This is a genomic window from Bacillus paranthracis (genome assembly GCF_001883995.1).
Classification (GTDB): Bacteria; Bacillota; Bacilli; order Bacillales; family Bacillaceae_G; genus Bacillus_A; species Bacillus_A paranthracis.
In genome coordinates, this window is record NZ_MACE01000029.1 from 60009 (window position 1) to 84482 (window position 24474).

The window sequence follows — 24474 nt, forward strand, 5'->3', positions numbered from 1 at the left end:
CGGTTTCATAATTTTCGGAGGTGCAATATGCGTAAAACTAAAATTGTATGTACTATAGGTCCTGCTAGTGAAAGTATTGAAAAATTAGAGCAATTAATCGAAGCAGGTATGAACGTTGCTCGTTTAAACTTCTCTCATGGTAGCCATGAAGAGCACGGCGCTCGTATTAAAAACATTCGTGAAGCTTCAAAGAAAACTGGTAAAACAGTTGGTATCTTACTTGATACAAAAGGTCCAGAAATCCGTACTCACGACTTCGTAGACGGACAAGCTGAGCTTGTAACAGGTGCAGAAGTAGTTATTTCTACTGAGCAAGTATTAGGTACTGCAGAGAAGTTCTCTGTATCTTATGCTGGTCTTTATGACGATGTAAACCCAGGTTCTCGTATTCTAATCGATGACGGTCTTATCGAGCTAGAAGTAATCGAAAAAGCTGACGGAAACATCCGTACAAAAGTTCTTAACAGCGGAACTGTAAAAAATAAAAAAGGTGTTAACGTACCAAACGTAAGCATTAAGCTTCCTGGTATCACTGAAAAAGACGTAAAAGATATCATCTTCGGTATCGAGCAAAAAGTTGATTTCATCGCAGCTTCATTCGTACGTAAAGCAGCTGACGTATTAGAAATCCGTGAATTACTAGAAGAGCATAACGCTCAATACATCCAAATCGTACCAAAAATCGAAAACCAAGAGGGTATCGACAACATCGATTCAATCTTAGAGGTTTCTGACGGTTTAATGGTAGCTCGTGGTGATATGGGTGTAGAAATTCCACCAGAAGAAGTACCATTAGTACAAAAACGTCTAATCAAAAAATGTAACGTGTTAGGTAAACCAGTTATTACTGCAACACAAATGTTAGATTCTATGCAACGTAACCCACGTCCAACTCGTGCGGAAGCAAGTGACGTAGCTAACGCAATCTTCGATGGTACAGACGCAATCATGCTTTCAGGTGAAACAGCTGCTGGACAATACCCAGTAGAAGCAGTAACAATGATGGCTAACATTGCAGTACGTGTTGAAAAATCATTACAATATGAAGATATGTTCAAAAAACGTATTAAAGAGTTCACTCCAACAATTACAGATGCAATTAGCCAATCTGTTGCGCATACAGCACTTGCTCTTGATGTAGCTGCAATCGTAGCTCCAACAGAAAGTGGATATACTGCGAAAATGATCTCTAAATACCGTCCAAAATCTCCAATCGTAGCTGTAACATCTGACGAGCAAGTAGGACGTCGTCTTGCACTTGTTTGGGGTGTACAAGCATTTATGGCTGAGAAGCGTGCAGCTTCTACTGACGAAATGTTAGATACAGCGATTCAAACAGGTATGGATGCAGGTCTAATCGGACTTGGAGACACTGTAGTAATCACTGCTGGTGTTCCGGTTGCTGAAACTGGTACAACAAACTTAATGAAGATCCACGTTGTTGGTGAAGAAGTTGCTAAAGGACAAGGAATCGGTCGTAAAGCTGCAAAAGGTAAAGTAGTTGTAGCGAAAACAGCTGCTGAAGCTGTAGCAAACGTAAACGAAGGTGATATCCTTGTTACAACAAGCACTGATAAAGATATGATTCCTGCAATCGAAAAAGCTGCTGCTCTAGTTGTAGAAGAAGGCGGCCTAACAAGCCATGCGGCTGTTGTAGGTGTATCAATCGGTATTCCTGTTATCGTTGGTGTAAACGGCGTAACAGCAACTTTAAAAAATGGCCAAGAAGTAACAGTTGATGCAGCACGCGGAATTGTTTATAATGGACATGCGGAAGTGCTATAAGTAATACGGAGAGAAGGATCGGAGTCCTTCTCTTTTTTTTTTACACAAAAAATGAGATAAAACTAGCTTGAGGCGTCTGAAATTGCTTTTAAAAGCTATTTATTATGAAATTTGATAGGAAAGTGCATTCGGATTTCATGTGGTGTATATGAGCGTTTTGAGGGCGTTAAAAGTGATGGTATATGAAAGGAGTGTAGAACTATGAAGTGGTTACTATTCTTGTTTATATTAATACCGGCTATTGAGATTACAGTCTTAATTGGATCGAGTCATGTAATAGGTTTGTGGTCTACGTTCGCTATGATCGTATTTACAGGCGTTGTAGGTGTGTATTTGGCGAAAAGACAAGGGTTTAAAGTACTTGGAGAGATTCAATCTAAGTTGAATAGAGGAGAAATGCCAGGAGCAGCGGTTTTAGATGGTATTTTTATCTTTGTAGGGGGTATTCTTTTAGTGCTTCCTGGATATGTAACGGATATAATGGGTTTTATCTTTGTTATTCCTGTGACGAGGGCTTTGTTGAAACCGTTTGTTATGAAGTGGATGGAATGGAAGTTTAGAAAGAACTCTACTATTATTGTGCAGAAATAGTACTTAGATCATAGCGATCTAAGTACTATTTTTTTTATCTGCAACAGGATGAGAGGGTGGTTAAAGTTCAGTTAACGAAAGATGTGTTTTAACATGCTGCGAACGTGACGGTTAATAATCGATGGGGATACGATCCTTGTAGATTAAAGTTTTACTTTATTGTATTTGTTGTGTATTTTTTCGATTTGAGGAGTTATTAGCTCTTAATCAGTGTGTTTAAAGTGGGAATCTGAACTTAAGATTGTTTTTGTATGTAAAAGAATGAATTGGAACGAAAAGAGTTAAATAAGGGCAGGTAAATGGTCAGTTTAAGTCTCATTCTGTGCTATTTTGTATATTTATTCATTTACATAAAAAGTAATAAATGTAAGTAATAATTATAAAATTAATAGAATAAATATGTAAAAACACCACGAAATATGCGTTTTTTATGCAAAAAAACAAGAGAATTATCTTTTTTGAGTGCAATTCTCTTGTTTTATGTAATGAGTATGAAAAATAAGTACAAGGAATAATCAGTGGGAATTTCCCACTGATTACATGTAAGTTTTTTGTTGTGTATGAATTAGAAACTATTATTTTGAAGGTGAGCCTTTAATATATTTCCACAAATCATGGAATACACGAGCTTTGTGCAATGTATTAAGTAGTACTAAGGTGACTGGACCGATGATTAATCCTAAGAAGCCAAAGAGCTTAAAGCCGACAAATAGAGCAATCAGTGTTGCTAATGGATCAAGGCCGATATTAGATGAAAGTACCTTTGGCTCCATAATTTGTCTTTGGACAATCACGACGATATATAAAATGAGAAGACCGATGGCAAAAGCAGTGTCGCCAGTGAAAAATACGTATATAACCCAAGGAACGAAGACAGCTCCTGTTCCTAAATACGGGAGTAAATCTACAACCCCTGTAATAATCGCGATAGTAATGGCGTATGGTACGCGTAATATTAAAAGTCCGATTAGTACAATAACAGTTGTCATAGATACGAGTGTAAGTTGCGCTTTAACAAAACCGAATAAAGCTTTTCTTAAATCCACAAAAATAGTTTTTCCATAGCCATGAACACGGTTGGGCAAAAACTTTCTTACTTTCTGAGCAAGACGATGCCAATCGTAACTAATGAAGAAAGTGGCTAATAAAACGAATACAAGTACAGTTAAAGTAGTTGGTAGTGCACTAATGAAATTTGTTAACCCGCTTATAATAGCGGTTAAAAGTTCTTTCATTTGCGTCGTTGCTTCGGTTCCTAAGTTTTGAATGTTTTGTGTAATCGTATAGCGCTGCGGTTCCCCAAGATGATTAAATTTAGAGATTAAATCATCGTAGAGAGGCATAATATGATTAAGTGCAAACTGCTGAGCGAATGCAACGATATCCGGAAATTTTACTGTAACAAGTTGTAGTAAGTATGTTGTGGCAGATATTGCTTCTGTTACAAGATATGTAACGAGTCCGACGATAGCTCCAAATACGAGAATTAAGCTAACGAGTACTGCGAGTGCGCGAGGAAATTGTAGTTTTTGATTCAGGAAATTGACGACAGGATTAATTAAATAAGCAAATGCGAAAGCGATAATAAAAGGATAGATAAGTCCTGACATATATAGTAATGCATAGAACCCGGCTACCGTCGCTACAATGACAAATACGAGTCGCAATATCATATATAGTAAGTTTCGATTCAAAGATGTATACCTCCCATTCCAATTTGGATTATCCTAATTCGTTCAACTTATAACGAGTGTGCCCCACTGATTAAAGTTTCACTTTATGTTATAGTGGAATGATGGATTTTCCTGCTTTTTCAGTATGTGAGTGACTGTGAAAGCTTGGTGTTGATGCTTCTACTATATGGTAAAAACTTCATTTTCTCTTCTTTTTATTTTACCTGTTTCTAATTAGAAAAGAAAGGAGAGACGCCCGTTTTTTAAAATGTATACATGCTTACATTTGGATGGTGAAAGTCTCAGTTTGTCATTTTAAAATGCGTAAAAAAATGAAGTGATTCATGTTGAATAGGCATCGATATAGCATGTATAACGATAGGTTTAAAGGTATTTTTGTTTGGAAATGAGTTCATTATTTTCAGAAAGGAAGTGCAAACATGATTAGTCAGTCAACGTTATTTTTATTCATACTACTTATTATAGGACTTATTGCGAAAAACCAATCGCTTACTGTAGCTATTGGTGTGTTATTTCTATTAAAATTTACATTTCTAGGGGATAAAGTCTTTCCTTATCTACAAACGAAAGGGATTAACCTCGGTGTTACGGTTATTACAATAGCAGTACTCGTACCGATTGCGACGGGGGAAATAGGATTTAAGCAACTTGGAGAAGCAGCGAAATCGTATTATGCATGGATTGCTTTAGCTTCAGGGGTAGCAGTTGCTTTGTTAGCAAAAGGTGGCGTACAATTATTAACGACAGATCCTCATATTACAACTGCGCTCGTTTTCGGGACAATTATAGCAGTTGCTTTATTTAATGGGGTCGCTGTAGGTCCATTAATTGGGGCTGGAATTGCCTATGCAGTAATGAGTATTATACAGATGTTTAAATAAGGAATTTTATAGTAATATAAAATTTTTGAATTCTTTCTGTTCACAAAAGTCAGATAATTGTTTATAATAGGATTAGAAACTTTGAAAAGTTACATAACAGCAGAGACTTTACACCAGATAAAATAAAAACAACATAAAACAATTTTATAATGATATTGTTTTATGTTGTTTTTATCATAAAACTCTTCGGAATTCATTTTCCTCACTAACTTGTTGTTTTGAGCGTGAGGATTCGGGGAGACATTCACGCTCATGCTTTCCATGTAGACAATGGACAATAAGAGGGGAACATCGCAACAAATTTGCATGATCGTGCATTTTGCTTGCCTAAAGAGTGAACGGGCGTTCATAATTCAAAAGGGGAGCAAATAGATATAAGAAGCAAGGTTGGGAGAATTTTCAGGAAAAGGAGAGAATGTCATGACTGTTATTCGAGGTTTAGAAGGGGTAGTAGCAACAACATCATCTGTGAGCTCTATTATTGATGATACATTAACTTATGTTGGGTATAATATTGATGATTTAGCTGAGAATGCTACATTTGAAGAAGTAGTGTACTTATTATGGCATCGCAAGCTTCCTAACGAGCAAGAACTAGCGAAATTTAATGAGATTGTATCGGAATACTATAAAGTTCCAGGTGAGATTTTAGCATATTTGAAACAAGTAGATTTAAAAATCGCACATCCGATGTCTGTTTTACGAACTGCAATTTCCATGCTATCATTATACGATGAGAGCGCTGAAATTATGGATGAAAAGTCCAATTATTTGAAAGCGGTTAAATTACAGGCTCAAGTGGGTACTTTAGTTGCTGCTTACGCAAGAATCCGTAAAGGTTTAGATGTTGTTGAGCCTAGAAATGATTTATCATTAGCTGCAAACTTCTTGTACATGTTAAATGATCGCGAGCCAAATGAAGTTGAAATTGAAGCTTTTGATAAGGCGCTTGTACTTCACGCAGATCATGAGTTAAACGCTTCTACATTTACTGCACGCGTTTGTGTAGCTACACTTTCAGATGTATATTCTGGCATTACAGCAGCAATCGGTGCGTTAAAAGGTCCTCTTCACGGTGGGGCAAATGAAAATGTAATGAAGATGTTAACTGAAATTGGCGAAGAAGAAAATGTAGAATCATATATTCATAATGCTCTTCAAAATAAAGTGAAAATCATGGGCTTTGGCCACCGTGTATATGAGCAGGGTGATCCGCGTGCAAAACATTTACGCGAAATGTCTAAGAGATTATGCGTGCTTTTAGGAGAAGAGAAATGGTATAATATGTCTATCAAAATTGAAGACATTGTAACAAAAGAAAAAGGTCTTCCACCAAATGTTGATTTCTATTCAGCTTCTGTATACCATTGTTTAGGAATTGACCATGACTTATTTACACCTATTTTTGCAATTAGCCGTATGTCAGGCTGGTTAGCTCATATTCTAGAACAATATGAAAATAACCGTTTAATCCGTCCGCGTGCTGATTATAATGGACCAACACATCAAGTGTATGTTCCAATTGCACAACGATAAGCGAATAACACTATTTTGATAGTGAAAATACGCTTTCAAAAGTCTGATTTTTTCGGAAAGATGTAATGATTAGAATATTTTAATTTGACTAACGGTTTGAACTGAGGGGTTATTCCCTCAGTTTCATACATATGAAATTTCAAACATGGGGGTTATCACATTGACGACAGGTGAAAAAATTACTGTAACTAATGGTGTTATGAATGTACCAAACAATCCGATTATTCCATTTATCGAAGGAGATGGAATTGGTCCTGATATTTGGGCAGCTGCATCTCGTGTACTAGAAGCAGCAGTTGAAAAAGCTTATGATGGTGAGAAGAAAATCGTTTGGAAAGAAGTGCTTGCAGGGGAAAAAGCATTCAACCAAACAGGCGAGTGGTTACCAGAAGAAACTTTAAATTTAATTCGTGAATATTTAATCGCGATTAAAGGTCCACTTACAACTCCAGTTGGCGGTGGTATTCGTTCTCTAAACGTAGCACTTCGTCAAGAATTAGATTTATATGTATGTCTACGTCCAGTTCGTTATTTTGAAGGTGTTCCTTCACCTGTAAAACGTCCGGAAGATACTGATATGGTTATTTTCCGTGAAAATACAGAAGACATTTATGCTGGAATTGAATATGCGCAAGGATCTCCAGAAGCAGAAAAAGTTCTTGCTTTCTTAAAAGAAGCAATGGGTGTTAATAAAATCCGCTTCCCAGAAACATCTGGTATTGGTATTAAACCAATCTCAGAAGAAGGGACAAAGCGTCTTGTTCGTGCTGCAATTCAATATGCAATTAACGAAAAACGCTCTTCTGTTACATTAGTTCATAAAGGAAACATTATGAAATTTACAGAAGGTGCTTTCAAAAACTGGGGTTACGAAGTAGCGGAACAAGAATTCGGCGACAAAGTATTTACTTGGGCTGAATATGATCGTATCGTTGAGAAAGATGGCAAAGATGCAGCGAATAAAGCGATGGCAGACGCTGAAGTGGCTGGAAAAATCATCGTAAAAGATTCTATTGCAGACATCTTCTTACAACAAATTTTAACTCGTCCACGTGAGTTCGATGTTGTTGCAACAATGAACTTAAACGGAGACTACATCTCTGATGCACTTGCTGCACAAGTAGGTGGAATTGGTATTGCACCTGGTGCAAACATTAACTATGTAACTGGACATGCTATCTTTGAAGCTACGCACGGTACAGCTCCAAAATATGCAGGTTTAGATAAAGTAAACCCATCTTCAGTTCTTCTTTCTGGTGTATTATTATTAGAGCACTTAGGATGGAACGAAGCTGCGAAATTAGTAACTGCTTCAGTTGAGAAAACAATTGCTTCAAAAGTAGTAACTTATGATTTCGCACGCTTAATGGAAGGTGCAACAGAAGTGAAATGTTCTGAGTTCGCTAATGAACTTATTAAAAACATGGATGTAGCGATAATCAAAAACGCATAATTAAAGCGGGGGGTAAATTATGACAATCAAACGCAAGAAGGTTTCAGTCATCGGTGCAGGATTTACAGGAGCAACAACAGCATTCTTATTAGCACAAAAAGAACTTGCAGATGTTGTATTAGTGGACATTCCACAGCTGGAAAATCCAACAAAAGGGAAAGCGTTAGATATGTTAGAAGCGAGCCCAGTACAAGGTTTTGATGCTAACATTATTGGAACATCTGATTACGCAGATACTGCTGATTCTGACGTTGTTGTGATTACAGCAGGTATTGCGCGTAAGCCTGGTATGAGCCGTGATGATTTAGTAGCAACAAACTCCAAAATTATGAAAAGTATTACGCGCGACATTGCAAAACATTCACCAAATGCAATTATTGTTGTGTTAACAAATCCAGTTGATGCAATGACATATTCTGTATTTAAAGAAGCTGGATTCCCGAAAGAGCGTGTTATCGGTCAATCGGGCGTATTAGATACAGCTCGTTTCCGTACATTCATCGCACAAGAATTAAATCTTTCTGTGAAAGACATTACAGGATTTGTTCTTGGTGGACACGGTGACGATATGGTACCTCTTGTACGTTATTCTTATGCAGGTGGCATTCCGTTAGAAACGTTAATTCCGAAAGAGCGTTTAGAAGCAATCGTAGAACGTACCCGTAAAGGTGGCGGCGAGATTGTAGGCTTATTAGGAAACGGTAGTGCATATTACGCACCAGCTGCTTCTTTAGTTGAAATGACAGAAGCAATCTTAAAAGATCAACGCCGTGTATTACCGGCTATTGCGTACCTTGAAGGTGAATACGGTTATAGTGACCTTTACTTAGGGGTACCAGTAATTCTAGGTGGTAACGGAATTGAAAAAATTATTGAATTAGAACTTCTTGCAGATGAAAAAGAAGCGTTAGATCGCTCTGTAGAATCTGTACGTAATGTTATGAAGGTTCTTGTTTAATCATTAAATATAAGTAGAAAAAGATTCGGGGCCCCGAATCTTTTTCTACTATTTATACAAATGTTTTTTTGAAATAACATGAAAACGCTATCATTTGTAATATCCTATAATGAAACTGTAGATTTATACTATACATTGCCCTCATCATAGTAAATGTCGGATCAAGTATCGCTTTTAGTAGGATAATAAGGTGAAAAAATCGGAGGGGGTTGTAACATGTTAAAGAAAAAAGTTCAAATTGGTCGTAAAATGGATGAAATTACAGTAGGAGAGAAATTATCTATCACTGAAAAAATTGAGGATAAAGATTTGTTATTGTACTTAGGGTTAACGAATGATGCCAATCCATTATATATTCAGCATGATTACGCATCCCAAACTCCGTATGAAAAGCCGATTGTACCAAGCATTATGCTAACTGGAATGATTACAACGGCAGTTACGAAATATTTACCAGGTCCAGGTAGTCATATTACGAGAAAGGACCTTACGTTCGTGAAGCATGTTCACCATTATGAAACGTTACAAATCCACTTTGAAGTTGTGGCTGTTTCTGAGGAGGAACATACAATTGATATGCTTGTATCTGCTCATGATGAAAAAGGGGATACTGTTGTGAAAGGCTCATTAACAGTAACACCACCTTACAAATCAGTCTCTATTATGGAAAAAGCATTAGATAATTTTTAAAACATGAAAATGTGAATAGCGCTAGCATACCTTTCATAAGGGAGCTAGCGCTATTTTTAGTTAAAGAATCCTTGTGCGAACCCTTCAGCAAAATCTGAACACCCTGTTTTAATCGTATCCCAGCTTGGAGCGTTAAAAGTAAGAATACATGTTACTACTAAAGTTAAAATAGGTAGTAATAGTCGCATAATAGAACCTCCTTATCTTTTATATTTGAATGTTTGGATTAATAATATTTACTATATCTTTATTTGATGATTTAAGTCAATGAGAGGAGTGATTTTTAAGATGAGATGGAAAAGGGAAGACGTTACCTTGGATACGATAAGAGAAGCTGAAGTGTGGGCCAGATGGGGGCGCAAATGAAATGTATGGAAGAGTATTTGATGGATATGAAACGCTAGATTATAAAATCGCGTATGCTCTTTCTTTTTTCTTAGCGCAGGAGAGAGTGTGGATAGTTCATACGGAAGAACACTTTGGAAAAGATGCGGTCATCTATAAAGTTTGGATAACGTTGGTAGAGAAGGAATGAATGTATAAATGCTTCTATATTACGAAACAGTAGTATAAACGAGTTCCTTGAATAGACAATTATATTGAGAGGGACCTTGTTTTCTAGTATGATGAGAATAACGGGGAAAATACTAGGATGAAGAAGGTTTCAAGTCTATAACTTGGAGGAAAAGAATGAACAATCGTATTTTAGTAGTTGATGATGAGGAGTTTATCTTAACTTTAATCGAATTTAATTTACAACAAGCTGGTTTTGAAGTGATAACAGCGATGGATGGAGAAATGGCGCTTCAAAAAGCGACAACAGAACGTCCAGATTTAATTATATTAGATTTAATGCTTCCAAAAATGGATGGTATGGAAGTATGTAAAGAATTACGATTGCAGCGCGTTATGACGCCGATTTTAATGTTGACAGCAAAAGATGATGAGTTTGATAAGGTGCTAGGTCTTGAACTTGGGGCGGATGATTATATGACGAAGCCATTTAGCCCAAGGGAAGTTGTTGCGCGTGTGAAGGCAATTTTACGCCGTACGAAATTACAACAAGAAGAGCAAGTTACAGAATCGTCAGATGAAGAGAGCATTACAATTGCTGAACTTAAAATTTTACCGGAGTTTTATGAGGCTTATTTCCAAGGAAGAAAGCTTGAATTAACACCAAAAGAATTTGAACTACTTGTTTATCTTGCGAAAAATAAAAGTCGCGTATTAACGCGTGATCAATTATTAAGTGCTGTATGGAATTATGATTTCGCTGGTGATACACGAATTGTTGACGTTCATATTAGCCATTTGCGCGATAAAATTGAACAAAATACGAAAAAACCGACGTACATTAAAACGATACGTGGTTTAGGATATAAATTAGAGGAGCCAAAAGGGGATGAATAAATTTCGTTCCAGGCTTCTTTTTACATTTGTTTCTCTTATTGTTTTTATTTTAGTCGGACTCGGTTTATTGCTGGAAACCGTGTTTGAAAACTATTATATAGATCATGCGAAAGAGAGAATGGTAAAAGAGACAGAGTATGTTGCGGTATTAGCAGAAGAACAAGGTTTTGATGATGTTTTAAAAAATCCATATATATTTAAAAAGCTAGAAGAAAAAATTCAGGCTTCTATTGCCTTTGTAGATGAGAAAAAGAAAGTTCAATATAGCGGGGGAGAACCGTCTGCTTTTAGCCAAGGGATAATAAAAGAACTTTCCTCTGAAACAACGAAACAAAGAAATAAAGTCATTACGAAAGAAACAGATCAAAATAATGAATTTTACCATGCGGTGTTCGTGCAAGATGTAGCAGGGAAACAAGGATACATTTTTGTGAAGAGCACAATTGAGCCTTTGAAAGACGTTCATCAAAAAACGTGGGGATTATTAATTATCGGATTTGTTATTGCGTGTCTTGTAGTCGTATTTTTAGGTATGAAAATTACAGGGCAATATATTAGGCCGATTGAGTCCGTTACGAAAGTTGCCATCGAATTAGCGAAGGGTAATTATAAAGCACGCGCTTATGAAAGTCATTCGGATGAAACGGGAATGTTAAGTAAAGCGATTAATATTTTAGCTCGTAATTTACAAGAGATGACACTTGAGCAAGAAATGCAACAAGATCGTCTGCATACGTTAATTGAAAATATGGGAAGCGGAATGATTTTAATTGATAGCCGCGGTTATATCAACCTTGTAAACCGTTCGTATAAGGAAACTTTCCACGTCACAGATGAAGAATATTTAGATCGTTTATATTATGAGTCGTTTCATCATCCGGAAATTATAGAGCTTGTGGAAGAAATCTTTATGACAGAAGTGAAAGTGCGCAAACAAATGTTATTGCCACTTGGAATTGAGCGAAAGCATTTCGAGGTATATGGAGCACCGATTATCGGGACGAACCATGAATGGAAAGGGATTGTCCTTGTATTCCATGACATTACTGAGCTGAAAAAGTTAGAACAAATGAGAAAAGACTTTTTAGCGAATGTTTCTCATGAACTAAAAACGCCGATTACTTCTATTAAAGGTTTTTCAGAAACACTTTTAGACGGTGCTATGGATAATAAAAAATTCTGCGAACATTTCTTGCACATTATTTTAAAAGAAAGTGAACGTATGCAAGGATTAATTGAAGATTTATTAGATTTATCAAAGATTGAGCAACAAGGATTTAAATTGAATATGGGTACCGTTGATATGAAGGGACTTCTTGAAGATATTCATATGGTGCTTGATAATAAAGCGGGAGAAAAAGAAATCTCTTTACAAGTAAATGCATTAAAACGTGTCTCTGTCATTGGAGATCCAAGTCGTTTGCAGCAAATCTTTATTAATTTAATGAATAACGCAATCGTATATACACCGGCTGGAGGCGTTGTTTCTGTAGAATTAGCAGAAGATAAATATAATGCTTATATAAAAGTGTCGGATACTGGAATTGGTATTAGTAAAGATGAAATTCCACGTATTTTTGAACGCTTTTACCGAGTGGATAAAGCGAGGAGTAGAAATACTGGTGGTACAGGTCTTGGGTTATCAATCGTAAAGCATTTAGTCGAGGCCCATCACGGTACGATTACAGTGGATAGTGAAGTAGGAGAAGGGACAACCTTTACAGTTGTTTTACCAAAATCAGCAACTGAAAAATAGGATGAAGGATGTTTACAATATATTAACAATGGCTTAATTAAATATTAATAAAGCTCTGTTAATATAATACATGAAAACCCCTTCATCCAAGGAGTAATTTTGGACGAGAATAGTTAAGCTATTCTCGTCACTTCCCTTTATGCCAATATAAGTCTGTTTTATATATGAAAGAAAATAACCGTTATTTTTCTTCTCTCTATTAGTCATGTTAATATAGAGAGAGGAAAGAAACGGTTTTTTTCTGTGAAAAAAATCATTTCAAATTTGTATGGGGAGGTTTCTGATTTGGAAAAAAAGGTCGTATTAGTAGATGGTAATAATATCGCGTATCGTGCTTTCTTTGCACTACCGCTTTTAAATAACGACAAAGGTATACATACGAACGCAATTTACGGTTTTACAATGATGTTAATGAGAATATTAGAGGAAGAAAAACCGACGCATATGTTAGTTGCATTTGATGCGGGTAAAACAACGTTCCGTCACAAAACGTATAGTGAGTATAAAGGAGGACGTCAAAAGACTCCGCCTGAGTTATCAGAGCAATTCCCATTTATTCGTGAGATGCTTGATGCATTCAATGTACCGCGTTATGAATTAGAAAATTATGAAGCGGATGACATTATGGGAACGCTAGCGAAAGAAGCGAGTGAACAAGGAGCTAGTGTAAAAGTTATTTCAGGAGATAAAGATTTACTTCAACTTGTTTCTGATAACACGCTTGTATGTATTCCTCGAAAAGGGATTACGGAAGTAGATGAATATACGAAAGAAGCTTTATTTGAGAAATACAGCTTATCACCGAAGCAAATTATCGATATGAAAGGTTTAATGGGAGACCAATCAGATAATATTCCAGGTGTACCAGGAGTTGGTGAAAAAACTGCGATTAAATTGTTAACACAGTTTGGAACGGTTGAAGAAGTGTATGAAAATATAGATCAAGTAAGCGGGAAGAAATTAAAAGAAAAGCTGGAAGCAAATAAAGACCAAGCTCTTATGAGTAAAGATCTTGCAACGATTATTACAGACGCACCGATTACTGTGCATGTGGATGATATGGAGTATAAAGGATATGAGCCAAGTGATGTCATTCCAATGTTCGAGAATTTAGGATTCACATCTCTTTTAAATAAATTAGGTGTTACTCCAGAAGAAACGGCTCCAGCTGAATTAGATGATATTACATTTGATATTGTGGAAGAAGTTACAGAAGAAATGCTTCAGCAAGATAGTGCGCTTATCGTTGAAGTACAAGAAGATAATTATCATAAAGCAGATATTCAAGGTTTCGGTATTCAAAATGAAAACGGATGTTACTTTATTCAGACAGACATTGCACTTAAGTCAGATGCTTTTAAAGAGTGGCTTGCAGATGGAGAAATGAGAAAGTATACATTTGATGCGAAGCGTGCGATCGTTGCACTGAAATGGAACGGTATAGATATGCAAGGGATTGACTTTGATCTATTAATTGCTGCTTACTTACTTGACCCGGCTGATACAGATAAAGATTTCCGTACTGTAGCGAAAATGAAAGAAACACATGCTGTGAAATCTGATGAAGAAGTTTACGGAAAAGGTGCGAAGCGTGCTGTTCCAGAGTTAGAGATAGTAGCGGAGCATGTAGCTCGTAAAGTGCATGTATTATATGATGTGAAGCAAACATTCGTTGAAGAGTTAGAAAAGAATGAGCAATATGAACTGTTTACAGAGTTAGAATTACCACTTGCACGTGTATTAGCTGATATGGAAGTAAAAGGTGTAAAAGTTGATACAGAACGTCTTCGTAATATGGGAGAAGAACTTGCAGGTAGATTAAAGGAAATGGAACAGGAAATTTATAAGCTGGCGGGAACAGAATTTAATATTAATTCACCGAAGCAGCTTGGTGTTATTCTGTTTGAGAATTTAAACTTACCGGTTATTAAGAAGACGAAAACAGGTTATTCTACGTCAGCTGATGTACTAGACAAGCTGATGGATCACCATGAAATTATTCCAAACATTTTACATTACCGTCAATTAGGGAAACTAAATTCAACTTATATTGAAGGTTTATTAAAAGTTGTACATGAAGATTCATCTAAAATCCATACTCGTTTCAATCAAGTATTAACGCAAACGGGCCGATTAAGTTCAACGGATCCAAACTTACAAAATATCCCGATTCGATTAGAAGAAGGAAGAAAGATTCGTCAGGCATTCGTTCCATCAGAAGAAGGATGGATTATGTACGCAGCGGATTATTCACAAATTGAACTTCGTGTATTAGCTCATATTGCAAATGATAAAGGGCTAGTCGACGCGTTCCAACATGACATGGATATTCATACAAAAACAGCTATGGATGTATTTGGCGTTGAAAAAGATGAAGTAACTTCAAATATGAGACGACAAGCGAAAGCTGTTAACTTCGGAATTGTGTATGGTATTAGTGATTATGGTCTTTCACAAAACTTAGGAATTACAAGAAAAGCAGCAGCGGAATTTATTGAAAAGTATTTAGAAAGTTTCCCTGGTGTACAAGAATACATGGATGACATCGTAAAAGATGCGAAACAAAAAGGATATGTAGCTACATTATTAAATCGCCGCCGTTACATTCCGGAAATTACGAGTCGTAATTTTAACTTGCGTAGCTTTGCTGAGCGTACAGCTATGAATACACCAATTCAAGGTACTGCAGCAGATATTATTAAAAAAGCGATGATTATTATGGCAGATCGTTTAGAAGAAGAAGGATTACAAGCGCGTCTTCTATTGCAAGTACACGATGAATTAATATTTGAAGCACCAAAAGAAGAAATTGAAAAATTAGAGAAGCTTGTACCAGAAGTAATGGAGCATGCAATTGAACTCGCAGTTCCGTTGAAAGTTGATTATTCTTACGGTCCAACTTGGTACGACGCAAAATAAGGAAGTGATGAAATGCCTGAATTACCAGAGGTTGAAAACGTCAGACGGACACTTGAAAATCTTGTAACAGGAAAAACGATTGAAGATGTTATTGTTACTTATCCGAAAATCGTAAAACGACCGGATGATGCAGAAATCTTTAAAGAAATGCTAAAAGGCGAGACGATTGAAAATATAAAGCGAAGAGGAAAGTTTTTGCTTTTATATGTAACAAATTATGTCATTGTTTCACATTTGCGTATGGAAGGTAAGTTTTTACTGCATCAAGAGGATGAGCCAATTGATAAGCATACGCACGTCCGTTTCTTATTTACAGATGGAACTGAATTACATTATAAAGATGTGAGAAAGTTTGGTACGATGCATCTCTTTAAAAAAGGTGAGGAAATGAATCAAATGCCTCTTGCTGACTTAGGTCCGGAGCCATTTGATGCTGAATTGACACCACAGTATTTACAAGAGAGATTGCAAAAGACAAATCGTAAAATAAAAGTTGTATTGTTAGACCAGCGTCTTTTAGTAGGACTTGGAAATATATATGTAGATGAAGTTTTATTCCGTTCTCAAATTCATCCAGAACGAGAAGCGTCGTCTTTAACAGTAGAAGAAATTGAGCGAATTTATGAGGCGACTGTTACAACGTTAGGCGAAGCAGTGAAGCGTGGCGGAAGTACAATTCGAACGTATATCAACTCACAAGGGCAAATTGGCTCATTCCAAGAACTTCTAAATGTATATGGAAAAAAAGGAGAACCGTGTGTGACTTGCGGTACGATATTAGAAAAAACAGTTGTTGGTGGAAGAGGAACGCATTACTGCCCAATTTGTCAGCCAAGAATATAGAAAAGAGATAACATCGGATAGGCATTTGTCATATACATACAGCAGAGCTATGTATAAGGGAGGAGCTTACCGATGTACCTTTATTTATCTCTTATTTTATTAGCTTTTACATTAAGCTTAGATAGCTGTAGTGTAGGGCTAACATATGGTTTAAGAAGCGTAAGAATTCCACTAAGATCAATTGTAATTATCGGGATGTGTTCAGCGGCTGTTATGCTTGTTTCAATGGGAATTGGACATATGATCGCGAAAGTATTTTCACCTGTTATCGCAACGCGTATCGGTGGGCTTGTTCTTATTGGAATAGGGATTTGGGTATTATACCAATTTTTTCGAAGTGAGAAAAAAGAAGAACCGAAGCAAGAGGAGAAGGTATGGAAATTAGAGATTGCCTCGCTTGGGTTAGTCATTCAAATTTTACGGAAACCGACTGTAGCAGATTTCGATAAATCAGGCACCATTTCTGCAGGAGAAGCGTTACTTCTTGGTATCGCTCTTTCTGTAGATTCATTTGGTGCTGGAATTGGTGCATCTTTATTAGGGTATGCACCTGCTATGATGGCGATATTAGTTGCAGTGATGAGTTCTTTGTTTTTATTTATTGGAATGAAACTTGGAACGGTTTTATCAAATATGAAATGGTTGCAAAAATTTACATTCCTGCCTGGGGTATTACTCATTATTATTGGAATTTGGAAAATGTAAGTACGGGCGTGGAACATTAGTTTCGCGCCTTTTATTATGAGGAGGATTATATGATGACAGTAGTAATTGGATTAACGGGAGGTATTGCAAGCGGAAAAAGTACAGTATCTCAAATGTTTCGCGAGCTAAATATACCAGTTATTGATGCAGATATTATTGCGCGAGAAGTTGTAGAACGAGGAAAGCCAGCATATAACAAAATTGTAGAAGTGTTTGGAACAGAAGTATTACAAGAAGATGGAGAACTAGATCGTCCAAAACTAGGAAGTGTCGTTTTCTATAATGAAGAGAAACGATTGCAGTTAAACAAAATTGTTCATCCTGCAGTGCGTGAGGAAATGAATAGGCAAAAGGAAATGTACATAAAAGAAGGTATGCAAGCGGTTGTGTTAGATATTCCTCTCTTATTTGAAAGTAAATTAACAAGTCTCGTTGACCGCGTTTTAGTTGTAGCAGTTAAGCCACATACGCAATTAGAACGTTTAATGAAGCGAAATAATTTTTCAGAAGAAGAAGCGACAGCTCGTATTCAATCTCAAATGCCGTTAGAAGAAAAAGTGAAACATGCAGATGAAGTGATAAATAATGATGGCACAATTATGGGAACGAAAACACAATTACAGGGGATTTTAAAGAAATGGAACATTATTGACTAAAAAATTGTGAAATTAATGAAAATGCTTAGTGACATATCCCCTTTTTGTGTTATACTATTATTGGGATTGGAGATAAATAGTATAACGCATTCAAGGGGGATAACATATTATGACTCGTGTGGCAATTAATGGATTTGGACGTATTGGGAGAATGGTATTTCGTCAGGCAATAAAAGAAAGCGCATTCGAAATTGTAGCAATCAATGCAAGCTATCCATCTGAAACGTTAGCACATTTAATTAAATATGATACAGTTCACGGCAAGTTTGACGGAACAGTAGAAGCATTTGAAGATCACTTATTAGTTGATGGGAAAATGATTCGCCTTTTAAACAACCGCGATCCAAAGGAATTGCCTTGGACAGATTTAGGTGTTGAAGTTGTAATTGAAGCAACTGGTAAATTTAATTCAAAAGAAAAAGCAATTCTTCACGTTGAAGCTGGAGCGAAAAAAGTTATTTTAACAGCGCCTGGTAAAAATGAAGATGTAACAATTGTAGTAGGTGTGAACGAAGACCAATTAGATATTACAAAACATACTGTTATTTCAAATGCATCTTGTACAACAAACTGTTTAGCACCTGTTGTGAAGGTGTTAGATGAGCAGTTTGGAATTGAAAACGGTTTAATGACGACAGTTCACGCTTATACAAATGACCAAAAAAATATTGATAACCCACATAAAGATTTAAGAAGAGCACGTGCTTGCGGACAATCAATTATTCCGACAACGACAGGTGCTGCGAAAGCGCTAGCAAAAGTTCTTCCGCATTTAAATGGAAAACTTCACGGTATGGCACTTCGTGTACCAACACCAAACGTGTCTCTTGTTGACTTAGTAGTAGATGTAAAACGTGATGTGACAGTTGAAGCTATTAACGATGCATTCAAAACTGTTGCAAACGGTGCGTTAAAAGGCATTGTAGAATTCAGCGAAGAGCCTTTAGTATCTATTGACTTTAATACAAATACACACTCAGCTATCATTGATGGTTTATCTACAATGGTAATGGGTGATCGTAAAGTGAAAGTGCTGGCTTGGTATGATAACGAGTGGGGCTACTCTCGTCGTGTTGTAGATCTTGTAACGTTAGTTGTTGACGAATTAGCGAAGCAAGAAAATGTGCAACATATTTAAGTGAATAAGGGAGAGGGCAAGTGGAAGATTTGCCCTCTTTTTTTTATTTTTTTCTGAAAAGGAAAAAAATTATAGGAGTATATTTTTGAAAGTGGACATACCACGAAACGTTGGGGTTACTGTATTTGTGAATCATTTATTTTTTTTAGGGAAAAGTAAAGAGGAAAATATGACAGAAAATCGAAAAAACTGTTGTTGCAAAATGAAAATAAACAAAGTATACTAACACTCGTAAACTTAAGAGCTGAGGTACGTAGTCACTACTTAAAGGGTTAGGACCTCTCTGGACTAACTTTCCCCCGTGGTAGTGGAGCAAGCCAAATTGCAAATTAGTTTTCAATTCGAACAGTTAGAATAAATTTACAAGGGGGAACTGTAGAATGGATACTATGGATACGATGGGTCGTCACGTGATCGCTGAACTTTGGGATTGCGATTTCGACAAGCTTAATGACATGCCGTATATTGAACAATTATTTGTGGATGCAGCACTAAGAGCTGGTGCTGAAGTGCGTGAGGTTGCTTTCCATAAATTTGCACCACAAGGTGTAAGTGGAGTAGTAATTATCTCGGAATCACATTTAACAATTCATAGCTTTCCGGAGCACGGTTACGCAAGTATTGATGTTTATACTTGTGGGGATCGTATTGATCCAAATGTTGCTGCAGAATATATTGCAGAAGGTTTAAACGCGAAAACGCGTGAGAGCATCGAGCTTCCTCGAGGCACTGGTAGCTTCGAAATTAAGCAGAGAGAAACAAAAGCTCTTTAAAAAAGAACATAATTGATTTAAAATGTAAAGAGGTGTATAATGCACCTCTTTTTTAGTTTATAAAAAAGGGAAAATATAATGTACTCGTTAGTTGAATAAATGGAGCTCTTACGAATAAGTTAACAACGCATCTATCATCGTATTTTTTTAAACGAGATAATAATGCGCTTAAACTTAAAGTGGTAAGAGAGTTAAAATGAGTTATATAATAATGTATATATATTGTCAGATGAAGTAAGTAGAGAAAAAATAAAGAGTATAGTGTAAAGGAGTGAATATATTGCGTTGTCCATCCTGTTCTCATAATGGTACAAGAGTGTTAGATTCGCGTCCGGTAGACGAGGGGCGCTCTATTCGAAGAAGGAGAGAGTGTGAAAGCTGTTTAAGCCGCTTTACGACATTTGAAAGAGTGGAAGAGTCACCTCTTATCGTTGTAAAAAAAGAAGGAACACGAGAAGAGTTTAATAAAGAAAAGATTTTACGTGGCTTAATTAAAGCGTGTGAAAAAAGACCAGTATCTTTAAGACAATTAGAAGAAGTGACTCAAAGTGTGGAACGTGAACTTCGTAATTTAGGTATATCAGAAGTGAAAAGTGATATGATTGGTGAAATTGTTATGGAAGAACTACGTGATATCGATGATGTTGCTTACGTGCGTTTTGCTTCTGTATATCGCCAATTTAAAGATTTAAATGTATTTATTGAAGAATTAAAAGATATACTGCAAAAAGAAAGAGAGTAGAATCTGTATCGTATTCTCTTTACATACCGTAAGTAATGAGATAAGAGAGCTAGAAGCGAAAGCTAATAGCTCTTTTTCGCTAATAAATTATATAGTGAAGATTGGATGAGAGAAAGGAAAGCAAGAATGGAAAAACAGTCATGGATGGAGCTATTGCCGATTGATCGTTATAAAGTAAGTGCGAAAGGATTATTGCATAATTACGACCGAAAAGTGTTAACGATGTTATATCAGCCGTTAATAGGTAGTAGAGCTTTTAGCTTGTACATGACGCTATGGGGAGAGTTAGAACAAGATCGTGTATTTGGAAAAGAGAATACGCATCATTCCCTTATGGTGACCATGCAAATGCAGCTTCCTGAAGTATATGAGGAACGAGTAAAGTTAGAGGCAATTGGACTTTTGAAAGTATATATTAAGAAAGAAAAAGATATTCGAATGTTTATATATGAGCTGCAACCACCTTTATCTCCGAAGCAGTTTTTTGATGATATTGTTTTAAGTATCTTTTTATACAATCGATTGAGTCGGACAAAATATAATCAAGTAAAGCATTATTTCTTAGAAGAAGAATTTGATTTTGCATCTTATGAAAATGTTACGCGTTCTTTTAATGATGTGTTTGGTTCGTTTAATCCAGGGCAGCTTGAGCATGCGCAAGAAGACCTTCGTATTCCAAAAACGACAGCTATGCCAAGTAATGAAAAGGGAGACGCTCCAAAAGTTTGGAATGATTTCTTTGATTTCTCCTTATTTGTAGATGGCTTGTCCGCTCTTGTTCCTAAAAAGGCGATTACAGATCAAGTGCGAGAATGTGTCATTACACTTGCTTACGTGTATGATGTAGATGTGTTATCGATGCAAAATATCGTTCTTGGTGCGGTGACAGAGCTGCAGACAATTGATATCGAAAGGCTTAGAAAAGGAGCGCGTGATTGGTATCAGTTCGAAAACGGCCAAGCGTTACCTGTATTAAGTGAAAGAGTACAGCCTCACGCTGCACGTATGATGAAAGAAAAAGAGCCTTCTACGCAAGAAGAGATGTTAATCAAACAGTTAGAGGAAATCTCACCAAAACAACTATTGAAAGAAATCTCTGGCGGTGCAGAGGCAACGAAGGCTGACTTGCAAATCGTTGAAGATGTAATGATGAATCAAAAGTTAACACCAGGTGTTGTGAATGTACTTATTTATTACGTTATGCTACGCTCAGATATGAAACTTGCGAAAACGTATGTGGAGAAGATTGCTGGACATTGGGCACGTAAAAAGGTCGGCACAGTAGCTGAAGCAATGGCGTTAGCGAAAGAAGAAAACCGTCAATATCAAGAATGGGCTGAGACGAAGAAGAAAGGCCGTACGTCGAAGAAAACGGTACGAAAAGAAATGGTACCAGATTGGTTGAAAGAAGAGCCGAAAGAACAAGAGAAAGAAACTGTGAAAAAAGATGTAAGTGCTGAAAAAGGTGCGAGTACGTTAGAGGACGAACGAAAACGATTAGAAGAAGTGTTAAAAAAATATAAGCGTGATTAATAGAAGAGAATGAACGCTCTTTGAGGTGAGAAAATGGAGCATATTCAAAATTCATTTGCAAAGTTAATGGAAAATGAAAATTTTAAAAATAGATATGAAGTATTAAAGGCGGAAGTAATGGCACATCCGCGTGTGAAAGAATTTATAGACGAACATAAAGGGGAAGTAACAACGTCTATGATTGAACGCAGTCTTGTGAAATTATACGAATATATTGGACAAAGTGTAGGTTGCGCGGATTGTCCGGATCTAGGTTCGTGTAAAAACATGCTGCAAGGATATGAGCCAAAGCTCGTTATCCAAGGGAAGATGATTGATATTCAATATGATCGTTGCGTTAGAAAAGTAGCATATGACGAGAGGAAGAAATATGAAAAGCTCGTTCAAAGTGTATATATGCCAACTGATATTTTACAAGCAACGATGGAAAACTTAGACCCTTCAGATTTAGATGCGCGTATTGATGCAATTGGTGCAGCTAATGAATTTTTAAGTACATATGAACCTGGTAAAAAAGTACAAGGTTTATATTTGTACGGTAAATTTGGTGTAGGGAAAACGTATTTATTAGGAGCAATTGCGAATGAGCTTGCTCGAAAGAAAATAAGTTCAATGCTCGTATATTTCCCTGAATTTTTACGTGAAATTAAAAGTTCAATTCAAGATAATTCGATTGGGGAAAAGATTGATGCGGTGAAACGCGTACAAGTTTTAATGTTAGATGATATTGGAGCAGAAGCGATGTCAAGCTTTGTGCGTGATGATGTACTCGGTGCAATTTTGCAATTCCGTATGTTAGAAAACTTACCGACGTTCTTTACGTCTAACTTTGATTTTAAACAACTAGAACATCATTTAACATATACGCAGCGCGGTGAAGCGGAAGAAATGAAAGCAGCTCGTATTATGGAGCGAATTAAATATTTGGCGAAACCAATTCCGATTGGCGGGAAAAACCGTCGTCATAAGTAAAGAGCAAGCTGAGAAGCTTGCTCTTCTTTTGTAGTTAAACGCTTTTTAAAGTAGCCGAATGATAAAATGAAAAGTTCTTATTGAAAATTCCTAGTAGCTTGTATCATTTTTTTCTCCCTCCCTTAATATATATAAAATTAGCAAGCCATATCGAGTGGATTTTCTAACGATAAGAAATGTAATTCTACTAAGAGTGAACTTTCACGCGGGACGGACTCTTATAGGATTTGTAACGTATAGATACAGTCCTTTAGAGCAGGGATAAAAGGGGGGACAAAAGTGATTGAAATTTGCTTCGAAGAAAAAAATGATGCTATGCACGTATATAGACAACTATTGAAAAGAGCGGAACTGTTATATAAGGAAACGAGTGTGTATTTACAGGAACAAAAAGTGGTGATTCACATACCAGTATGTGAATCAAATTATATTGAAAAGATTTTATTGCCAGTAATGGTATATTTCATTGTGAATGTGAAACAAAATGAGTGGATATATACAATCTTAAAAGAGAAGTTTTTTTATGAAGAAGAGGAAGAGTGCCATCAAATATTGCATATGGCACAAGAGATTTTAAAAGGAAGAAGAAAAGGAATTGCTCGTGAATTAACACGTCACACATTTGAATCATATATTAAATCCTCTTTAAATAACTGGCTTTGTGATCCGCTTTCATTCTCGTTTTCATCATATGTTCGTTTTCGTCTTCGTACATATAGGGAAATGGTAGCTAAGCTTGCTGAAGTGGCAATTGATGAGTATAAGTTAGAACAAGAATATCAAATGTTTATTGAGACGCTCCGGCAACAAGTCCGTAGCCGGAAATCACGTTTGTCATGTGTACATCTTATTTTTGATGAAAGTTTTATTTTCTATGATGATAAAGGTAGACGTTTAAAACAAGAGAAATTGGTTCAATATATAGATGAAGACTTATTAAAACAAAAGGATGTATATATTGATACGAAAGTAATTGCACCACTTCTTTCTATTTCGCCGAAAAAAATTTATTTGTATACGAAAGAACAAGACCATAATATGATTATTACTTTGCGAAATGTATTTCAAGAACGGGTACAATTACATGGATTACATGAGTTTGAGCGCAATGTGAAAAATTTAAAAAATAAAGGTAACGCCCTTGATTTTCTAAGTTTTTGAGCATATAATTACCTACATAAATGAAATATATTGAAATGTCATGATGAGGACATGAGTAGTTTTCTACGATTTTCAGAGAGGGAAGCCTTAGGGTGTGAGCTTCCTAGTACGGGATTATTACTTACCACCTCTAAACTTTAGCAGTGAACGGTTTTTCTAGTAATTGCTAACGGACAACACCGTTATGTTGAACTTGAGCAATTAACAATTATGTTAATTGGAACAAGGGTGGAACCACGAATTCAACACTCGTCCCTTTTTACGGGATGAGTGTTTTT

General features: G+C 36.4%; 21 protein-coding genes, 1 pseudogene and 1 other annotated feature. Of the genes and pseudogenes, 20 read left to right on the forward strand and 2 right to left on the reverse strand.

Going from position 1 to position 24474, the window contains the following annotated elements:
• Positions 1–27 precede the first annotated feature (27 nt).
• Both pyk and BAQ46_RS13160 read left to right on the forward strand, forming a co-directional pair.
• On the forward strand, positions 28–1785 hold the full coding sequence (gene pyk / locus BAQ46_RS13155) for a pyruvate kinase (protein ID WP_001232661.1): 1758 nt from the start codon (positions 28–30) through the stop codon (positions 1783–1785).
• 201 nt (positions 1786–1986) lie between these two features.
• Positions 1987–2376, forward strand: coding sequence for an FxsA family protein (locus tag BAQ46_RS13160; protein WP_000871627.1), 390 nt, complete (start codon positions 1987–1989; stop codon positions 2374–2376).
• Positions 2377–2951: 575 nt separating this feature from the next.
• Here the strand turns inward: BAQ46_RS13160 and ytvI are convergent.
• On the reverse strand, positions 2952–4070 hold the full coding sequence (ytvI, locus tag BAQ46_RS13165; RefSeq protein ID WP_001081397.1) for a sporulation integral membrane protein YtvI: 1119 nt from the start codon (positions 4068–4070) through the stop codon (positions 2952–2954).
• Between the two features lie 419 nt (positions 4071–4489).
• Here ytvI and BAQ46_RS13170 point away from each other — a divergent pair, with 419 nt between their 5' ends.
• The 5 genes from BAQ46_RS13170 to BAQ46_RS13195 all read left to right on the forward strand — a co-directional run bounded on the left by BAQ46_RS13170 (position 4490) and on the right by BAQ46_RS13195 (position 9588).
• Positions 4490–4951, forward strand: a complete 462-nt coding sequence (locus BAQ46_RS13170; protein ID WP_000625507.1) for a DUF441 domain-containing protein — start codon at positions 4490–4492, stop codon at positions 4949–4951.
• A 387-nt stretch (positions 4952–5338) separates the two neighbouring features.
• Positions 5339–6487, forward strand: a complete 1149-nt coding sequence (gene citZ, locus BAQ46_RS13180; protein ID WP_000503660.1) for a citrate synthase — start codon at positions 5339–5341, stop codon at positions 6485–6487.
• Positions 6488–6647: 160 nt separating this feature from the next.
• Positions 6648–7940, forward strand: coding sequence for an NADP-dependent isocitrate dehydrogenase (icd, locus tag BAQ46_RS13185; protein WP_000206898.1), 1293 nt, complete (start codon positions 6648–6650; stop codon positions 7938–7940).
• A gap of 19 nt (positions 7941–7959) precedes the next feature.
• Positions 7960–8898, forward strand: a complete 939-nt coding sequence (mdh, locus tag BAQ46_RS13190; RefSeq protein WP_000153232.1) for a malate dehydrogenase — start codon at positions 7960–7962, stop codon at positions 8896–8898.
• A gap of 216 nt (positions 8899–9114) precedes the next feature.
• Positions 9115–9588 carry a MaoC family dehydratase gene (locus BAQ46_RS13195; protein ID WP_000914178.1) on the forward strand — a complete coding sequence of 158 codons (474 nt, stop codon included), beginning with the start codon at positions 9115–9117 and terminating at the stop codon, positions 9586–9588.
• Between the two features lie 56 nt (positions 9589–9644).
• On the opposite strand, the gene BAQ46_RS31370 is transcribed toward BAQ46_RS13195, so the two are convergent.
• Entirely contained in the window at positions 9645–9776 is a 132-nt protein-coding gene (locus BAQ46_RS31370; RefSeq protein WP_084638329.1) for a hypothetical protein, read from the reverse strand.
• Between the two features lie 100 nt (positions 9777–9876).
• On the opposite strand from BAQ46_RS31370, the pseudogene BAQ46_RS30650 reads away from it, so the two are divergent.
• The 13 genes and pseudogenes from BAQ46_RS30650 to ytxC all read left to right on the forward strand — a co-directional run bounded on the left by BAQ46_RS30650 (position 9877) and on the right by ytxC (position 24196).
• Positions 9877–10123 (forward strand): annotated as a pseudogene (locus BAQ46_RS30650) (hypothetical protein).
• Positions 10124–10278: 155 nt separating this feature from the next.
• Positions 10279–10998: a two-component system response regulator PhoP gene (gene phoP / locus BAQ46_RS13205; RefSeq protein ID WP_001065225.1), complete on the forward strand. Its 720-nt coding sequence runs from the start codon at positions 10279–10281 to the stop codon at positions 10996–10998.
• Complete coding sequence (gene phoR, locus BAQ46_RS13210) at positions 10991–12754, forward strand: sensory box histidine kinase PhoR (protein WP_001032115.1); 1764 nt, start codon at positions 10991–10993, stop codon at positions 12752–12754. Before phoP ends, phoR begins: the two co-directional genes overlap by 8 nt.
• A 285-nt stretch (positions 12755–13039) precedes the next feature.
• Positions 13040–15673, forward strand: a complete 2634-nt coding sequence (polA, locus tag BAQ46_RS13215; RefSeq protein ID WP_000412813.1) for a DNA polymerase I — start codon at positions 13040–13042, stop codon at positions 15671–15673.
• A 12-nt stretch (positions 15674–15685) separates the two neighbouring features.
• Complete coding sequence (mutM, locus tag BAQ46_RS13220; protein ID WP_001114483.1) at positions 15686–16516, forward strand: DNA-formamidopyrimidine glycosylase; 831 nt, start codon at positions 15686–15688, stop codon at positions 16514–16516.
• 72 nt (positions 16517–16588) lie between these two features.
• A complete protein-coding gene (ytaF, locus tag BAQ46_RS13225) occupies positions 16589–17221 on the forward strand; it encodes a sporulation membrane protein YtaF (protein ID WP_000281751.1) in 633 nt (210 codons plus the stop codon).
• A gap of 53 nt (positions 17222–17274) precedes the next feature.
• Positions 17275–17877, forward strand: a complete 603-nt coding sequence (gene coaE, locus BAQ46_RS13230) for a dephospho-CoA kinase (RefSeq protein WP_000219295.1) — start codon at positions 17275–17277, stop codon at positions 17875–17877.
• Between the two features lie 109 nt (positions 17878–17986).
• The gene (locus BAQ46_RS13235; protein ID WP_000198972.1) at positions 17987–19015 is read left to right on the forward strand and encodes a glyceraldehyde-3-phosphate dehydrogenase; all 1029 of its coding nucleotides are present in this window, start codon (positions 17987–17989) and stop codon (positions 19013–19015) included.
• Positions 19016–19404: 389 nt separating this feature from the next.
• Entirely contained in the window at positions 19405–19788 is a 384-nt protein-coding gene (gene speD, locus BAQ46_RS13240) for an adenosylmethionine decarboxylase (RefSeq protein ID WP_002003660.1), read from the forward strand.
• A 280-nt stretch (positions 19789–20068) separates the two neighbouring features.
• Positions 20069–20530 (forward strand): transcriptional regulator NrdR, encoded by a 462-nt coding sequence (gene nrdR, locus BAQ46_RS13245; protein ID WP_001203687.1) that lies wholly within the window; start codon positions 20069–20071, stop codon positions 20528–20530.
• 126 nt (positions 20531–20656) lie between these two features.
• Positions 20657–22063, forward strand: coding sequence for a replication initiation and membrane attachment family protein (locus BAQ46_RS13250; protein ID WP_000415042.1), 1407 nt, complete (start codon positions 20657–20659; stop codon positions 22061–22063).
• A 33-nt stretch (positions 22064–22096) separates the two neighbouring features.
• Complete coding sequence (gene dnaI, locus BAQ46_RS13255; RefSeq protein WP_000400101.1) at positions 22097–23035, forward strand: primosomal protein DnaI; 939 nt, start codon at positions 22097–22099, stop codon at positions 23033–23035.
• Between the two features lie 279 nt (positions 23036–23314).
• On the forward strand, positions 23315–24196 hold the full coding sequence (ytxC, locus tag BAQ46_RS13260; RefSeq protein ID WP_000569618.1) for a putative sporulation protein YtxC: 882 nt from the start codon (positions 23315–23317) through the stop codon (positions 24194–24196).
• 31 nt (positions 24197–24227) lie between these two features.
• Positions 24228–24456, forward strand: a binding site (T-box leader).
• Positions 24457–24474 lie beyond the last annotated feature (18 nt).

Bases quoted from the DNA above. Each gene is read 5' to 3' on its own strand.
- phoR (WP_001032115.1), top strand. From the start codon at position 10,991: ATGAATAAATTTCGTTCCAGGCTTCTTTTTACATTTGTTTCTCTTATT.
- BAQ46_RS31370 (WP_084638329.1), bottom strand. From the start codon at position 9,776: ATGCGACTATTACTACCTATTTTAACTTTAGTAGTAACATGTATTCTT.
- speD (WP_002003660.1), top strand. From the start codon at position 19,405: ATGGATACGATGGGTCGTCACGTGATCGCTGAACTTTGGGATTGCGAT.
- pyk (WP_001232661.1), top strand. From the start codon at position 28: ATGCGTAAAACTAAAATTGTATGTACTATAGGTCCTGCTAGTGAAAGT.
- mutM (WP_001114483.1), top strand. From the start codon at position 15,686: ATGCCTGAATTACCAGAGGTTGAAAACGTCAGACGGACACTTGAAAAT.
- BAQ46_RS13170 (WP_000625507.1), top strand. From the start codon at position 4,490: ATGATTAGTCAGTCAACGTTATTTTTATTCATACTACTTATTATAGGA.
- mdh (WP_000153232.1), top strand. From the start codon at position 7,960: ATGACAATCAAACGCAAGAAGGTTTCAGTCATCGGTGCAGGATTTACA.
- dnaI (WP_000400101.1), top strand. From the start codon at position 22,097: ATGGAGCATATTCAAAATTCATTTGCAAAGTTAATGGAAAATGAAAAT.
- ytaF (WP_000281751.1), top strand. From the start codon at position 16,589: ATGTACCTTTATTTATCTCTTATTTTATTAGCTTTTACATTAAGCTTA.
- coaE (WP_000219295.1), top strand. From the start codon at position 17,275: ATGACAGTAGTAATTGGATTAACGGGAGGTATTGCAAGCGGAAAAAGT.
- BAQ46_RS13250 (WP_000415042.1), top strand. From the start codon at position 20,657: ATGGAAAAACAGTCATGGATGGAGCTATTGCCGATTGATCGTTATAAA.
- phoP (WP_001065225.1), top strand. From the start codon at position 10,279: ATGAACAATCGTATTTTAGTAGTTGATGATGAGGAGTTTATCTTAACT.
- BAQ46_RS13195 (WP_000914178.1), top strand. From the start codon at position 9,115: ATGTTAAAGAAAAAAGTTCAAATTGGTCGTAAAATGGATGAAATTACA.
- BAQ46_RS13235 (WP_000198972.1), top strand. From the start codon at position 17,987: ATGACTCGTGTGGCAATTAATGGATTTGGACGTATTGGGAGAATGGTA.
- BAQ46_RS13160 (WP_000871627.1), top strand. From the start codon at position 1,987: ATGAAGTGGTTACTATTCTTGTTTATATTAATACCGGCTATTGAGATT.